At 73.0% G+C, this 14,439-nt stretch carries 13 protein-coding genes; 10 read left to right on the forward strand and 3 right to left on the reverse strand.

Features of this window, described 5'->3' with window-relative positions; all coding sequences use genetic code 11:
* Positions 1 to 47: 47 nt before the first annotated feature.
* From ADK52_RS11830 to ADK52_RS11840, 3 genes are read right to left on the reverse strand one after another with little or no spacing between them, the layout of a single operon-like run.
* Complete coding sequence (locus ADK52_RS11830) at positions 48 to 845, reverse strand: ABC transporter ATP-binding protein (protein WP_053689723.1); 798 nt, start codon at positions 843 to 845, stop codon at positions 48 to 50.
* A complete protein-coding gene (locus tag ADK52_RS11835) occupies positions 842 to 1,885 on the reverse strand; it encodes a FecCD family ABC transporter permease (protein WP_053689724.1) in 1,044 nt (347 codons plus the stop codon). Before ADK52_RS11835 ends, ADK52_RS11830 begins: the two co-directional genes overlap by 4 nt.
* Positions 1,875 to 2,897: an ABC transporter substrate-binding protein gene (locus ADK52_RS11840; protein ID WP_053689725.1), complete on the reverse strand. Its 1,023-nt coding sequence runs from the start codon at positions 2,895 to 2,897 to the stop codon at positions 1,875 to 1,877. Before ADK52_RS11840 ends, ADK52_RS11835 begins: the two co-directional genes overlap by 11 nt.
* Positions 2,898 to 3,051: 154 nt before the next feature.
* Between ADK52_RS11840 and ADK52_RS11845 the strand changes: the two genes are divergently transcribed.
* The 10 genes from ADK52_RS11845 to ADK52_RS11890 all read left to right on the forward strand — a co-directional run bounded on the left by ADK52_RS11845 (position 3,052) and on the right by ADK52_RS11890 (position 14,064).
* Positions 3,052 to 4,371, forward strand: coding sequence for an MFS transporter (locus ADK52_RS11845; RefSeq protein ID WP_053689726.1), 1,320 nt, complete (start codon positions 3,052 to 3,054; stop codon positions 4,369 to 4,371).
* Between the two features lie 80 nt (positions 4,372 to 4,451).
* Positions 4,452 to 5,003, forward strand: a complete 552-nt coding sequence (locus ADK52_RS11850; RefSeq protein WP_053689727.1) for a GNAT family N-acetyltransferase — start codon at positions 4,452 to 4,454, stop codon at positions 5,001 to 5,003.
* Positions 5,004 to 5,120: 117 nt separating this feature from the next.
* Positions 5,121 to 6,602, forward strand: coding sequence for a Y4yA family PLP-dependent enzyme (locus ADK52_RS11855; protein WP_053689728.1), 1,482 nt, complete (start codon positions 5,121 to 5,123; stop codon positions 6,600 to 6,602).
* Positions 6,599 to 7,927: a pyridoxal-phosphate dependent enzyme gene (locus ADK52_RS11860; protein ID WP_053689729.1), complete on the forward strand. Its 1,329-nt coding sequence runs from the start codon at positions 6,599 to 6,601 to the stop codon at positions 7,925 to 7,927. Before ADK52_RS11855 ends, ADK52_RS11860 begins: the two co-directional genes overlap by 4 nt.
* Position 7,928: 1 nt before the next feature.
* Positions 7,929 to 9,119, forward strand: a complete 1,191-nt coding sequence (locus ADK52_RS11865) for an aminotransferase class V-fold PLP-dependent enzyme (RefSeq protein ID WP_234343660.1) — start codon at positions 7,929 to 7,931, stop codon at positions 9,117 to 9,119.
* A 55-nt stretch (positions 9,120 to 9,174) separates the two neighbouring features.
* Positions 9,175 to 9,942 carry a class I SAM-dependent methyltransferase gene (locus ADK52_RS11870; RefSeq protein ID WP_053689731.1) on the forward strand — a complete coding sequence of 256 codons (768 nt, stop codon included), beginning with the start codon at positions 9,175 to 9,177 and terminating at the stop codon, positions 9,940 to 9,942.
* Between the two features lie 55 nt (positions 9,943 to 9,997).
* Positions 9,998 to 10,423 (forward strand): VOC family protein, encoded by a 426-nt coding sequence (locus tag ADK52_RS11875; protein ID WP_324615908.1) that lies wholly within the window; start codon positions 9,998 to 10,000, stop codon positions 10,421 to 10,423.
* 154 nt (positions 10,424 to 10,577) lie between these two features.
* The gene (locus ADK52_RS11880; RefSeq protein ID WP_053689733.1) at positions 10,578 to 12,254 is read left to right on the forward strand and encodes an FAD-dependent oxidoreductase; all 1,677 of its coding nucleotides are present in this window, start codon (positions 10,578 to 10,580) and stop codon (positions 12,252 to 12,254) included.
* Between the two features lie 14 nt (positions 12,255 to 12,268).
* Positions 12,269 to 13,711, forward strand: coding sequence for an ATP-binding protein (locus ADK52_RS11885; protein ID WP_107090039.1), 1,443 nt, complete (start codon positions 12,269 to 12,271; stop codon positions 13,709 to 13,711).
* Positions 13,708 to 14,064, forward strand: coding sequence for a UBP-type zinc finger domain-containing protein (locus ADK52_RS11890; protein WP_053689735.1), 357 nt, complete (start codon positions 13,708 to 13,710; stop codon positions 14,062 to 14,064). The genes ADK52_RS11885 and ADK52_RS11890 overlap by 4 nt, the downstream gene beginning before the upstream one ends.
* Positions 14,065 to 14,439 lie beyond the last annotated feature (375 nt).

The following is a 14,439-nucleotide window of genomic DNA, read 5'->3' on the forward strand; positions in this document are numbered from 1 at the left end:
GGGGGCGGGGCTGGGGGCGGGGCTTGTGCGGTTCACACGTTTCCTTTTCACGGGATGGGTCGGGGCGATCGAAGCGGAGTGCCGAGCGGTCCGCGGTAGGTGACCACGGGGTGGCCGAGCGGATCCGTCGTGAGTTCGGCGTCGACCTCGAACACCTCGGCGAGCCGCTCGGCGGTGAGGACGGCGGCGGGGGTGCCGGAGGCCACGAGGCGGCCGTGGTGCAGGAGCAGCAGCCGGTCGCAGTACCGGGCGGCGAGCGACAGGTCGTGCAGCGCGACCAGGACCGTCCGCTCGCTCCCGGCCAGCAGCTCCATCAGGTCCAACTGGTGTTTGACGTCGAGGTGGTTGGTGGGCTCGTCGAGCAGGAGCCCGTACGGCTGCTGCGCCAGCGCGCGGGCGATGTGGGCGCGCCGGCGCTCGCCGCCCGACAGCGCCTTCCAGGACCGGCCCGCGAGCGCGGTGAGTCCGACCCGTTCCAGCGCGTCGGCGACCACCGCCCGGTCGGCGGCGTCCGGTCCGCGCCAGCGGTCCCGGAACGGGGTCCGCCCCAGGCCCACGACGTCGGCGACCCGCAGGTCGGTGTCGGCCTCCGAGTCCTGTGCGACGAAGGCGACGTGGCGGGCGATCCGCCGCGCGCTCCAGTCCCGTACGGACGCGCCGTCGTAGCGGACCGTACCCGCGTCGGGGGCCCGCAGGCCGGCCAGGCAGCGCAGCAGCGAGGACTTGCCCGAGCCGTTGGGGCCGAGCAGCGCGACCGTCTCGCCGGGCGCGATGTCCGCGCCGACCTCCCGTACGACCTGCGTGCCCGCCACCGACCAGCTCACGTTCTCGGCGGTGATCCTCACAGCTCACCCCGCCTGCGCAGCACGAGGAGGAAGAGCGGTACGCCGAGCAGGGCGGTGATCACGCCGACGGGCACCTCGCGGGGGGCGAAGGCGATCCTCGCGAGCGCGTCCGTCCACACCAGGAACACCGCGCCCGCCAGCGCCGCGTACGGCAGCAGCACCCGGTGCAGCGGTCCGACGAGGAACCGCACTCCGTGGGGGACGATCAGCCCGACGAAGCCGATGGCGCCGACGGTGGCCACCGCGACGGCGGTCAGCGCGGCGGTGACCACGAGCAGCAGCATCCGCGCGTGCCGTACACCGATCCCCAGGGACGCGGCGGTGTCGGTGCCGAACGCGAGCCCGTCGAGGGCGTTCGAGCACAGCCAGGCCGCCAGCAGCCCCAGCGGGGTGACGACCGCGCAGACCGCGACGGTGTCCCAGCGGGCCGGAGCCATCGAGCCGAGCAGCCAGTGGGTGACGGCCCGCGTGGTGTCCGCGTCCGCCGAGGCCATCAGGACCAGCGAGGTCAGCGCGGTGAAGAGCTGGCCGACCAGCACGCCGGTGAGGACGATGCGGACGGAATCCAGGCCGGTGCGCCGCAGGAGCAGCAGGAGCAGACCGAAGGAGAGGAGGGCGCCGGCGAGGGCGCCGCCGGTGACGCCGAGCGTGCTCGCGCCGATCCCGAGGACGAGGACGGTGACGGCTCCCGCCGACGCGCCGGACGAGACGCCGAGCAGGTAGGGGTCGGCGAGGGCGTTGCGGGTGACGGCCTGGAGCACCGTGCCGCACACGGCGAGGGAGGCGCCGACGAGGGCGGCCATCAGCACCCGCGGCAGCCTCAGGTCCCAGACGAGCGAGTCGACGAGCGGCGCCAACGGCCGTACGTCCAGTCCGAGATGGGTGCCGAGGACGCGGGCGGGTCCGGCCCAGCCGATGTCGGCGGCGCCGATCCGCACGGCCGCCGCCACCGAGACCGGTAGCGCGCCCGCGGCGAGGAGCAGGCGCAGCGCGTGGGCCGTCCCGGCAGGAGCCCTGCGGGCGGCCTGGTCAGCGGACATGCCCGAGGTCCTTCATGCCCTTGGCCACGAGCCCGAGGGCGTGTACGGAGCGCACGGACGGGTCCAGCTCGATGCCCGGCACCTCCAGGATCCTGTCGTCGCGGACCGCGGCCAGCTTCGAGACCACGGGGTGCCGCGCCATCTCGGCGCGCTTCTCGGCGGCGCTGTCGCCGGGACGCCCGCGCTCGGACAGGTCGCCGATCACGATGAAGTCCGGTTCCCGCTCGGCGACTTCCTCCCAAGTGACCTCCGGCCAGTCCTCGTCGACGTCGTCGAAAGCGTTCTTCGCGCCGACGATCCGGCTCATCTCACTGGGCAGGCCGGTCCCGCCCGCGACGTACGGCATTCCGTTGAAGACGGAGTAGAGGTAGACGACGGTCGGCCGGTCCGCGCCCGGGGGGACCTTCGCCGCGCCCTCCGCCGCCTCGGCGACCACCGTGCGCTGGTCGGCGGCGAGCCGGCCGGCCCGCTCCCGGACGCCGAAGAGCTTGCCGAGGTTCTCGTAGTCGGAGAAGAGCAGGTCGAAGGGGGTGGCGCCGGCCAGGTTCTGCCGGGGGCAGTCCACGGCGCTGACGAAGGTGGGGACCTTGAGGGCGTCCAGCTCCTCGCGGGTGCCGGCGCGGTCCTTGGTGTAGAGGTCGGCCGAGCCGGCGATGACGAAGTCGGGTGTGGCGGCGCGGAGTTGTTCACCGGTGGCGATCTTCGGGGCGATGACCGGGACCTCGGCGTACGCGGCCCCGTACTGTGCGGGGATCTTCGTCTTGAGGTTGGCGGTCCCCGCCATCCGGTCCTGGAGCCCGAGTTCGAGCAGGATCTCGGTCGAGGTCTGGTCCAGGGCGACGGCCCGCCGCGGCGGCGCGGCGAGGGACACCTGGCGGCCACAGCTGGCGACGGACAACGCGTCGGCGGCGGGCTCGCCGTCCGCCCGGGAACCTCCGCCGGCTGCGGTGGAGCAGCCCGCGGTGGCGAGGGCGAGGGTCAAGGCTATCCCGAGGCGGGCGGGGTGGCGCATGGATTCTCCGGTCTGGGAGGAAGGGCATGGGTGTGGTCGTGCACCGGGCGGGGGTGGCACGTTCGAAGAGTACTGTAATGGTATTCATTTTCATTAACGACATCCGGGACGGTTCTCCCGACCGCTCCCCCTGCCCCTGAAGGAGCCCCCACACGTGGCGACCACACCCACGCCGACCGCGGCCAAGACCGGCGCCCCGCCCCCGCGTTCGGTCCTCCGCGACCCCGTGTTCCTGCGCCTGTGGGCGGGCACCACCGCCTCCGGGCTGGCCACCTGGGCGCTGCCGTTCGTCCTCGGACTCGCCGTGCTCCACCGCGATCTCGGCGCCGCCGGCCTCGGCCTGGTCCTCGCCGCCCGTACCGCCGGCTTCCTCGCCGCCGTCGCCGTCGGCGGGGTACTGGCCGACCGGCACTCGCGCCGCGCGGTCGTGCGCTGGTCCGCCCTCGCGGCGGCGGTCGCCGCGCCCCTCCTCGCCGCCGGTCTCGGCCGCTCGCTCCTGCTGATGACGGCCGCGGCCGCCCTCGCCGGGGCCGGACAGGGAGCCTGCCGACCGGCGTTCCAGGCGCTCACCGCCGAGACCGTCGAGCCCGGGCGCCGCCAGCAGGCCAACGCGGCCATGACCATGGCGGTCCGCGGCTCCACGCTCGCCGGCCCCGCCCTGACCGCCCTGCTCGCGGCCTTCCTCGACGTACCGGCACTGCTGCTCGGCATCGGCCTGCTCTGGCTGGTCGCCGCGCTGGTCCCCGGCCAGGGCGGCGCCGCCGCGGCCGCCGCCCCCGCCGTCCCGGCCACCCCAGCTGCCCCCGCCGTCCCCGCCGCCGAGGGGCCGGCCGCGGAGCCCGCCCCGCGCGCCGGCTTCCGTACGGAGTTCCTGGAGGGCATGCGCGAAGCCCGCCACCACCCGTGGTTCCTCGCCGGACTCGCCGCCCTCGCCGCCGTCATCGCGCTCGGCTACTCCGCCACCAGCGTCGCGCTGCCGCTGATCAGCCGGGACCGCTACGGCACCGAGTGGGTGCTGGCCGCGGCCATGACCGCGTACACCGTGGGCGCGCTCGGCGGGGCCCTGGCCATCTCCCGGTGGCGGCCGCGCTCCCCGGGCTGGGCGGCCTTCGCCGGGCTGGCGGCGTACGGCGTCGCCCCGCTCAGCCTGATGCTGCCGGTCCACCCGGTGGTGGTCGTCGCCGCGTACGCCGTCGCCGGGATCGGCATCGAGCTGTTCAACGTGCCGTGGTTCACCGCCACCCAGCGCGAGGTCGCCCCCGACAAGCTGGCCCGCGTCTCGTCGCTGGACTTCCTGGTGTCGTACGGTCTGGCACCCGTCGGGCTCGCTCTGATCGCCCCCGCCATCGAGGCCTTCGGGGTGACCGCGGTACTGGGCGCCTGCGCCGCCGCGTGCGTCCTCGTACCGGCAGCGGCGGCGCTGGTGCCCACCGCGCGTCACTTCGGCCGCCCGGGCACGGCGACGGCGGACTGACCGACTCCGTTCGCGCGGGCCCGGCCGCCCCTCGCCCGGCCGGGCCCCGCGTCGGCGCCGCGTCTGGCAAGCTGCGGTCCATGACCGCGTCGCAACCAGTCGATTTCGCGCAGATCACCCGCCCGCGGGAGCTGCCCGCCGAACTCCGGGAGCAGCTCGTCGACTGCTGGGTACGGGTCATCAACACCGGGGGCGCCGTCATCCCCCGGGGGCTCCCCATGCCGCCGGTGAGCACCGGCCAGGCCGACCCGGCCCTGGGCCTGCTCGTCGGCGCGCTCGATCCGCGCCGCGCCCGGATGCTGATCGCCACGGTCGGCGGGAAGCTCGCGGGGTGGCTGGTTCTGCGCCGCGACCCGCATCCGCTCGTCGCGCACTGCGGCGCCGTCAACCACGTCATGACCCACCCCGACTTCCGGGGCCGCGGCATCGGTACGGCGCTGATGCACCGGGTCCACGGTCTCGCCCGGCAGGAGATGGGCCTGGAGCAGCTGCACATCGCCGTCCGGGCGGGGCTGGGACTGGAGGAGTTCTACGGCCGTCTGGGCTGGCGTGAGATCGGACGCTGGCCCGGCGGTCTGCGGGTCGCGCCCGGCGACGACCGCGACGAGATCCTCATGCACCTGGCGCTCTGACGGCGCCGTCGCATTTCGGCCAACTCCCGCCAGCACGCGTCCCATCCATGCCGGCAGGGCATGAACAGGGCCGCGAGGAAATCGTCGTACGATCGGCGCGCGGGAGGAGCAGCTGGGATGGACACCGGCCCCCTGTACCTGGAGCCCCGGTTGGCGCCGCGGCTCGCCGCGCTGCTCGCCTCGGCCCCGTTCCTGCACCTGCTCGTGGACGCCCTCGGTTCGCCCCTCAACGTCCTCCTGCCCGACCAGATCGCGGAGAACACCGGGGCCTTCCGCTCCGTCTACCGCCGCCACCGGCTCGGCGGGCAGGTCTTCTTCGCCCACAAGGCCAACCGTTCCCGCTCCCTCGTCCGGCGGCTCACCACCGAGGACGCCGCCGTCGACGTGGCATCCGTCGGCGAGCTCCGCCGCGCCCTCGGCTCCGGCTTCACCGCGGACCGGGTCATGGCGACCGGCCCCAAGGACCCGGCGTTCCTCTGGCTCGCCGCGCGGTCGGGGGTCACCGTGAACGCCGACGGCGCCGGTGAGCTGGAGGCCTTGGCGGGCCTCGTGCGCCGCCACGGCCTGCCCCGCCCGAAGGTCTTGCTCCGCCTGTCCGAGTTCGAGACCTCGGGGCCCAGGACGCTCTCCCGCAGGAGCCGGTTCGGTACGTCCGTGAAGGCGCTCGGGCCGCTGCTGGACCTGCTCGAACGCCACCGGGACTCCGTCGATCCGATCGGTGTCGCCTACCACCTCGACACGACGAGCCCGGACGAGAAGGCCATCGCCCTCGAAGGCTGCCTGCGGGCCATGGACGACCTGCGATCACGGGGGTTCCAGCCGCGCGTGGTCGACATCGGCGGCGGCTTCGGGGTCAGCTACCTCGCCCACGCCGCCCAGTGGGACCGCTACACGAGCGAGCTCGCCGCCGCGGTGATGGGCCGGCGCCCGCCCCTCGCCTGGGGCGGTCACGGGTACGGTCTGCACGCCGAGGGCGGTACGCTGCGCGGCGCCCTGAGCCTGTACCCCGCCCACCGCCCGGTGGCCGGCGCCGGTTACCTCGACGCGCTCCTGTCACAGCCCGCCCCCACCCTGGGACGAGCACTGGGCACCCTGCTGCTGGAGAGCCTCTACGACCTGTACACGGAGCCGGGCCGGGCCCTGGCCGACCAGTGCGGGCTGTCCCTGGCCCGGGTGCTGGACGTACGGCACCAGGACGCCGGCCCCGTGCTCGTACGCCTCGCCATGAACGCGAGCGACGCCGCCCTGGAGGACCACGGGATCCTCATGGACCCCGTACTGGTGCCCCGCGAGGGCGGACCCGCCGGCCCGCGGGAGCCGGTCGGCGTCCACCTCATGGGCAACCTCTGCCTGGAAGCCGACCTGATCACCCGCAGAACCGTGTTCCTGCCGCGGCTGCCGCGCCCGGGCGATCTGCTCGGCTTCGCCAACACCGCCGGATACTGCATGGACTTCAGCGCCACGCGCGCCCAGCAGCAGCCGGTGGCACGGAAGGTGGCGGTCCGTCAGACGGAGGATTCCTGGCGCTGGTGTCTGGACGAGGAGTACTGGCCCATCGAGGAGCACGGGCCGATCACCGATTCGGGGGGACGGGCATGAGGTACGACAGCATCACCGAGGCCATCGGCAACACCCCGCTGGTCCGCATCGACCCGGCCGTACACGGCCTGCGCCACATCGATCTCTACGCGAAGCTGGAGATGCTCAACCCCTTCGGCTCGGTCAAGGACCGGGCCGCCTGGAACATGGCCCGGTCCGGCCTCTCCGGTGCCCGGGAGCGCGGCGAGACGATCGTCGAGCTGTCCAGCGGCAACACGGCCAAGGCGCTGGCCGTGATCGCGGGCATGCACGGGCTGTCGTTCAAGAGCGTCACCAACCGGATGCGCATCCCGGAGGTCAAGGACCTGCTCCTGCTGCTGGGAGCCGAGATCGAGGAGCTGCCGGGCCGCAGCGAATGCCTGGACCCGACGGACACCGAGGACCCGCTGACCCTCTTCCACCAGAGGCTGAACGAGTCCGGCAGCGCCCACCTGCACACCGACCAGTACTTCAACCCGCTCAACACCGAGGCGCACGCGACGGGCACGGGCCCGGAGATCGTCGCGGATCTGGACGGCCGGGCCCCGGACTGGTTCCTCGCCTGCGTCGGCACGGCCGGTTCCTCCACGGGCGTGGCCCGGTTCCTGCGCGCGCACGATCCGGCCGTACGGGTGATCGGACTGGTGGGCGAGAAATCGGACTTCATCCCCGGCATCCGCAACATCGACGAGGTCCACCAGGTGGGCCTCTTCGACCCGGCCACGTACGACACGATCGAGTCGGTCGGCGCCGACGACGCGATCGAGGGCATGCTCACCCTGGTCCGGCGCTGCGGCATCCTCGCCGGCCCGACCGGCGGCGCCGCGTACCACGGCACGGTGCGCCATCTGCGGTCGATCGACGCGGAGTTGTCGGACGGATCGGAGCGCAGGACCGCGGTCTTCATCGTCTGCGACCGGGTGGAGAGCTACCTCGGGTACGTCAAACAGCGCCGCCCGGAGCTGCTGGGCCGTCCGCCCGCGCGCAACTCCGTGTCCGCGCTGACCGATACCGAGGTGCGGGCGGCGCAGGTCATCGAGGTGGCCGACGCACAGAAGTGGATCGCGGCGGAGCGGCCGCTGGTGATCGATCTGCGCAGCTCCTTCGCCTACGCCGCGCTGCACATCGACGGATCGGTGAACATCGTGGACGAGCTCTTCGACGAACTGGTCCGGGGCGGGCTGCCGTTCGGCAAGCGCCAGCCCGTGCTGCTGGCCTGCCCGGTCGGCGAGCAGTCGGCGCGCTACGCCGCGCTGCTGACCCGGATGGGGCATCCCGACGTACGCAGCCTCGCGGGCGGGATCATCGCGTGGCGGGACGCGGGCGCGCCGCTGGTGCGTGACTGACGTGGCCGACGCTCTGGAGGAACTGCGCTCATGGCAGCGCCCGCTGCGCGCCCAGTTCCCGATCATCGTGGCGAACCCGGAGCTGGCGTACCTGGACAGCGCGGCCACCGCGCAGAAGCCGCGGGCCGTACTGGACGCCGTACAGGGCTACCTCACCACCTCCAACGCCAACGCGGGCCGTGGCTCGTACCCCTGGGCCAACGCGACGACGGCCGTGGTGGAGCGGGCCCGCGAGCGGGTCAAGCGGTTCCTGGGCGATCCCGCGCCGGAGCGCTCGTCCGTGCACTTCACCAGCGGGGCCTCCGAGGGGCTGCGGGCGGTCGCCCGGGACTGGCTGGCGGGCCGGCTCGCCGACGGGGACGAGATCGTCGTCCCGTTCGCCGATCACGAGGCGAACCTGGCGCCGTGGCTGGAGGTACGGGAGCTGCTGGCGCGGCAGGGCGCCAAGATCCGGGTGCGGGAGCTGCCGTACCAGAACAGCTCCGGCGACTACGATCCGGCGGCGCTCGCCGCCTCGGTGGGCCCGCGGACCCGCTTCGTGGCGGCCACCCACGTGCACCACGTGTACGGCGTCGACATGAACGTGCACCGGATACGCCGGGTGGTCGGGCCGGACGTCCCGATCTGCCTCGACGCCGCGCAGAGCATCGGGCACCTGCCGTTCTCCGTGGCCGAACTCGACGTGGACTTCGTGGTGTTCTCCGGCCACAAGGCCATGGCGCTGCCGGGTACGGGTGCGGTCTGGGCCCGTGGCCGGCGGGGGCCGGAGTTCCGGCCCGGCGGCTGGGCCGGCACCCCGAACACGGTCGGCATCGCGAGCCTGGCCGCCGCCCTCGACTGGCTCGACGCGGCCGGTACGGACCGGATCGAGGCCTGGACGGTGGCCCTGGCGGCCCGGCTGACGGACCGCCTGAGCCGGCTGGGCGCGTACGAGGTGCTCGGCTGCCGCTCCAGCCTGGCGGCCGACTCCGAGGTACAGCGGCGCCGGAGCATCGTGGCGTTCCGGCACCGCGAGATCCCCTCCCGCGACCTCGGGTTCATCCTCTACGGCCACGGCTTCATGGTGCGCTCCGACGGCCACTGCCAGGCGGGCGCCGGGGATGCGGACGGCTCGGTGCGGGTCAGCCTGCACGTCCACAACACGGCCGAGGAGATCGAGAGGTTGCTCGCCACCCTCACCAATCTGCAATGATTTTCATGTGGAGTTCAGGGCCGTGAGAACGGCAGAAGCACGAGCGGACAGAAACATGAACGTGGGCAGCGCGGGCACGGTCGCGGCGGCCGGCCGGTGGGTGGAACGCTGGGAGCGCCAGCAGCAGCGGTACGCGATCGACCGCGAGGAGCGGTTCACGGTCATCTCCGACGTGGTCGAGCGCGTCACGGCGGGCCACCCGGCTCCGCTGCTCCTCGACCTGGGCTGCGGGCCGGGTTCCCTGGCCGCACGGCTGGCGCAGCGCATGCCCGCCGCCGAGGTCGTGGGCGTCGACGCCGATCCGCTGCTGCTGGAGCTGGGGCGGGCGTACCACGGGCCGGCCCTGCGCTTCGCCGAGGCCCGCATCGGGGAGCCGGGCTGGCTCGACGCCCTCGTGCCGGACCGCCCGGTGGACGCGGCCGTCTCCACGACGGCACTGCACTACCTCGGCGAGGACACGCTGCGGCGCACGTACGAGGAGCTGGCCGGGCGCATCCGCCCCGGCGGGGTCCTCGTCAACGGCGACCACCTCGACCCGGACTCCCCCAAACTCCACGAGCTCGCCTTGGACATCGGCCGGCGGCGCGCCGAGCGCCAGCAGGCCCACGCGCACGAGGACTGGGAGTCGTGGTGGTCAGGCGTACGGGCCGACCCGGAGCTGGCTCCCCTCCTCGCCACCCGCGACCGCCGCACCCACCCGCACTGCGAGGGCAACAAGCTGACCCTCACCGACCACCTCGCACTGCTGCGCGAGGCGGGCTTCGAGCACGTCGGCACGGTCTGGCAGTTCGGCAACAGCCACGTGGTGGTGGCCGTCCGCTGAACCGGCCGGGCCGGCTGAACCCGCCGCAGACGCTCCGCGGACCCGCCGTGCGCCTTTGGGGGCAACCGTCGCGCGGCTGCCGCGCGGCGCCGGAGCGTGTCCCGCGGGATCGGGATATCAGTGGTCGCAGGCGGCGGTCGGCGGCGATCGCCACGGTTCGGAAAGGCGGAGCCCAGCGGCCGTCCACCCCATTCCCGAGGGATACCCGCGGGTCACGCCGTACCTCTGCGCCGACGGAGCCGCGGCGGCGATCGACTTCTACGTGTCCGTGCTCGGCGCGACGGAGCGGATGAGGATGCCCGCACCCGGCGGCAGGATCGGCCACGCCGAGCTCCAGCTGGGCAACTCGGTCATCATGCTCGCCGACGCGTACCCGGACATCGACTTCCGCTCCCCGAAGGCGATCGTCTCCACGCACGTGGAGGACGTCTCCCCGGAGGAGATGGAACGGCGTTCCCAGGAGGCCATGCGGTCCGAATGACGGCCGGGAGCGACGGGGAGCGACCGGGCGGGCACCCGGAGCGCACGTTCGCGGCGTTCCGGAGCGGGCCGGGTCCATCGAACATACGATGGGCGGGAAACCGGCGCGGGCGGCACGCCGTGCGGCCCGCCCAGAGCACTCGGGGTGGAGACGTATGGCACAGGCCGCCGATTCGGCGCGGACCGTCATCCTGACCGTGGACGACGACCCGGGAGTCTCCCGTGCCATCGCCCGTGACCTGCGGCGCCACTACGGCGCCGAGCACCGGATCGTGCGCGCCGAGTCCGGCGAGTCCGCGCTGGAGGCCCTGCGCGAGCTGAAGCTGCGGGGCGACCTGGTGGCGGTGATCCTCGCCGACTACCGCATGCCGCAGATGAACGGCATCGAGTTCCTGGAGCAGGCCCTGGCGGTGTACCCGGGCGCGCGGCGCGTGCTGCTGACCGCGTACGCCGACACCAACGCGGCCATCGACGCGATCAACGTCGTCGACCTCGACCACTACCTGCTCAAGCCCTGGGACCCGCCGGAGGAAAAGCTCTACCCGGTCGTGGACGACCTGCTCACGGCGTGGCGCTCCAGCGACTACCGGCCGGTACCCGCCACCAAGGTGGTCGGGCACCGCTGGTCGGCGGGCTCCTCGCGGGTACGGGAGTTCCTGGCCCGCAACCAGGTGCCGTACCGCTGGTACTCCTCCGACGAACCCGAGGGACAGCGGCTGCTGGAGGCCGCCGGGGCGGACGGGCAGCGGCTGCCCCTCGTGGTCACGCCGGACGGCACCGTGCTGATCGAGCCGGAGGCGGCCGAGCTGGCCGCCCACGTGGGGCTCGCGACCACGCCGACCGCCGACTTCTACGACCTCGTCGTCATCGGCGGCGGACCGGCCGGGCTCGGCTCGGCGGTGTACGGGGCCTCCGAGGGGCTGCGTACCGTCCTCGTCGAGCGGTCGGCGACCGGTGGGCAGGCCGGCCAGAGCTCCCGCATCGAGAACTACCTCGGCTTCCCCGACGGCGTCTCGGGCGCGCAGCTCACGGACCGGGCCCGACGGCAGGCCGGCCGGTTCGGCGCCGAGATCCTCACGGCGCGCGAGGTCACGGGGCTGGAGGTCAACGGCGCGGCCCGCGTCGTCCACTTCTCCGACGGCTCGGCGGTCGCCGCGCACAGCGTCATCCTGGCGACCGGGGTGTCGTACCGGCAGCTCCACGCACCGGGCTGCGACTCCCTGACCGGCTGCGGGGTGTACTACGGCTCCTCGCTCACCGAGGCGGCCGCCTGCCAGGGGCAGCACGTGTACATCGTGGGCGGCGCCAACTCCGCCGGGCAGGCGGCGATGTACCTGGCGCGCGGCGCGAAGTCGGTGACGCTGCTGGTGCGCGGGGAGTCCTTGAAGGCGTCGATGTCGTACTACCTGATCCAGCAGATCGAGGAGACGCCGAACATCACCGTGCGGACCCGGACGGTCGTCGAGGAGGCGCACGGGGACGGGCACCTGGAGCAGCTGACGCTGCGGGACGTGGACAGCGGTGCGACCGAACTCGTCGACTGCCAGTGGATGTTCGTGTTCATCGGCGCGGCCCCGCTGACGGACTGGCTGGACGGTACGGTGCTGCGCGACGATCACGGCTTCATCCTGGCCGGGCCGGACCTCACTGCGGACGGGCGGCCGCCCGCCGAGTGGGAACTGGACCGGCCGCCCTACCACTTGGAGACCAACATCCCCGGCGTGTTCGTGGCGGGTGACGCGCGCGCCCAGTCCGCGAAGCGCGTCGCGTCCGCCGTCGGAGAGGGAGCCATGGCCGTGATGCTCGTCCACCGGTACCTGGAGCAGTCATGAGCGATGACCGGTTCATGCCCTGCAGCCCGCAGGAGATCTCCTCGCTGTTCCTGTTCGAGAAGCTCTCTCCGGAGCAGCTCGGGCGGCTGTGCGCCGAGGGGCGGGTGGAGCGGTTCGACGCCGGCCCTGTCTACACCGAGGGCGACCCGGCCACGTGCTTCTACGTGATGATCGAGGGCACCGTCGTCCTGTACCGCCGGGTCGGCGGTGACGACGTGGAGGTGAGCCGGACCTCGCAGCGCGGCGTGTACGCGGGAGCCATGCAGGCATACCTGGGCGACCAGGTGCCGCAGACGTACACCAACTCGATGCGGGTGACGGAGCCGACGCGGTTCTTCGTACTGCCCGCCGAGTCGTTCGCGGACATCATGCGGGACTGGTTCCCGATGGCCGCGCACCTGCTGGAGGGGCTGTTCTTCGGGTCGAGGAACATGCAGCGGGCCGTCGGCCAGCGCGAACGGCTGCTGGCGCTGGGATCACTGTCCGCCGGCCTCACCCACGAGCTCAACAACCCGGCCGCGGCGGCCGTACGGGCCACCGCGACGCTGCGGGAACGGGTGGGCAAGATGCGGCACAAGCTGGCCGTCATCGCCCAGGGCCCCTACTCGCGCGAGGCGCTCGCCGAGCTCATCGAGATCCAGGAGCGCACCGCCGAACGTGTCGCCAAGGCACCGGTGTTGAGCCCCATGGAGGCCTCCGACCGGGAGGACGCGCTCACCGACTGGCTCGACGACCACGGCATCCAGGAGGGCTGGCGGATCGCGCCGACCTTCGTACAGGCCGGGCTGGACACGGACTGGCTGGAGCAGGTCGCGGCGACCGTGGCCGAGGACATTCTGCCGGGAGCCATCGGCTGGCTCAACTACACGGTCGAGACCGAGCTGTTGATGGACGAGATCAACGACTCCACCACCCGCATCTCCCACCTCGTGGACGCGGCGAAGCAGTATTCGCAGCTCGACCGCGCCCCGTACCGGGTCGTCGACGTCCACGAACTCCTCGACAGCACCCTGCTGATGCTGTCCGGCAAGATCGGCCGAGGGGTGCGGGTGGTCAAGGACTACGACCGCTCCCTGCCGGACGTGCCCGCCTACCCCGCCGAGCTCAACCAGGTGTGGACGAACATCATCGACAACGCCGTCTTCGCCATCGGGAGCACGGGTGGCGAGGGCACGCTGACGGTCCGCACCGCACGCGAGGGTGACCGGCTGCTGGTGGAGTTCCGCGACACCGGGCCCGGCATCCCGGCGGACATCCGCAGCCGCATCTTCGACCCCTTCTTCACCACCAAACCGGTCGGCGAGGGCACCGGTCTCGGCCTCGACATCTCCTGGCGGATCGTGGTCAACAAGCACCACGGCAGCCTCCAGGTCGAGTCCGCGCCGGGCGACACCCGCTTCCAGGTGCTGCTGCCGCTGACCGCCCCCGAATCCGAGACCGCCCAGGAGCCGGCATGACCGAAGACATCAACGGCATCGACCCGACCGTCCCGCCCGGCGGAACCGGCTGCGGCGACTGCGACGCGGTGGGCGGATGGTGGTTCCACCTGCGCCGCTGCGCCCAGTGCGGCCACATCGGCTGCTGCGACTCCTCCCCGGCCCAGCACGCCACCGCCCACTGGAAGTCCGCCGGCCATCCGCTCGTGCAGAGCTTCGAGCCGGGCGAGGACTGGTTCTGGAACTACGACACCGACGCCCTGTACGAGTCCGGGCCCGCGCTGACCCCGCCGTCCGCCCACCCGGCAGACCAGCCGGCCCCCGGCCCGGCCGGCCGGGTCCCCCAGGACTGGACGCGGCACCTGCACGGCTGATGAGGCGGGCTGCGGGGGCTCAGGGCTGCCCGCCCCGGGGCTTCTGGGCTGCGGGGCTGCCCATCGCCCGTACGGGCAGACGCGGCAAGAAGATGGCATTCGACCTTGCAGATACCATCCATAGTGACAAATTCTCCTCTTGAATGATTGACTGACCCCATCAGGCCACTGCGGCCTGCTGCCGTGTCCGGATCCCGTCGCCCTGCCAGGCCGACCGTTGGCTGACTGACACGCACACCGGCCCCGTGACGGTCGAGCGGCTCTCGCCGCCATGGGGAGCACCGGCGAATGGCCCCTGCATGCCGATCAGCGGTGTTCGGCACGCAGGGGCTTTGTGCGTCCCGCGCCACCACCCTCGCCCCCCTCCCGTCTCGC

It is taken from the genome of Streptomyces sp. WM6372, assembly GCF_001279655.1.
Taxonomy (GTDB): Bacteria; Actinomycetota; Actinomycetes; order Streptomycetales; family Streptomycetaceae; genus Streptomyces.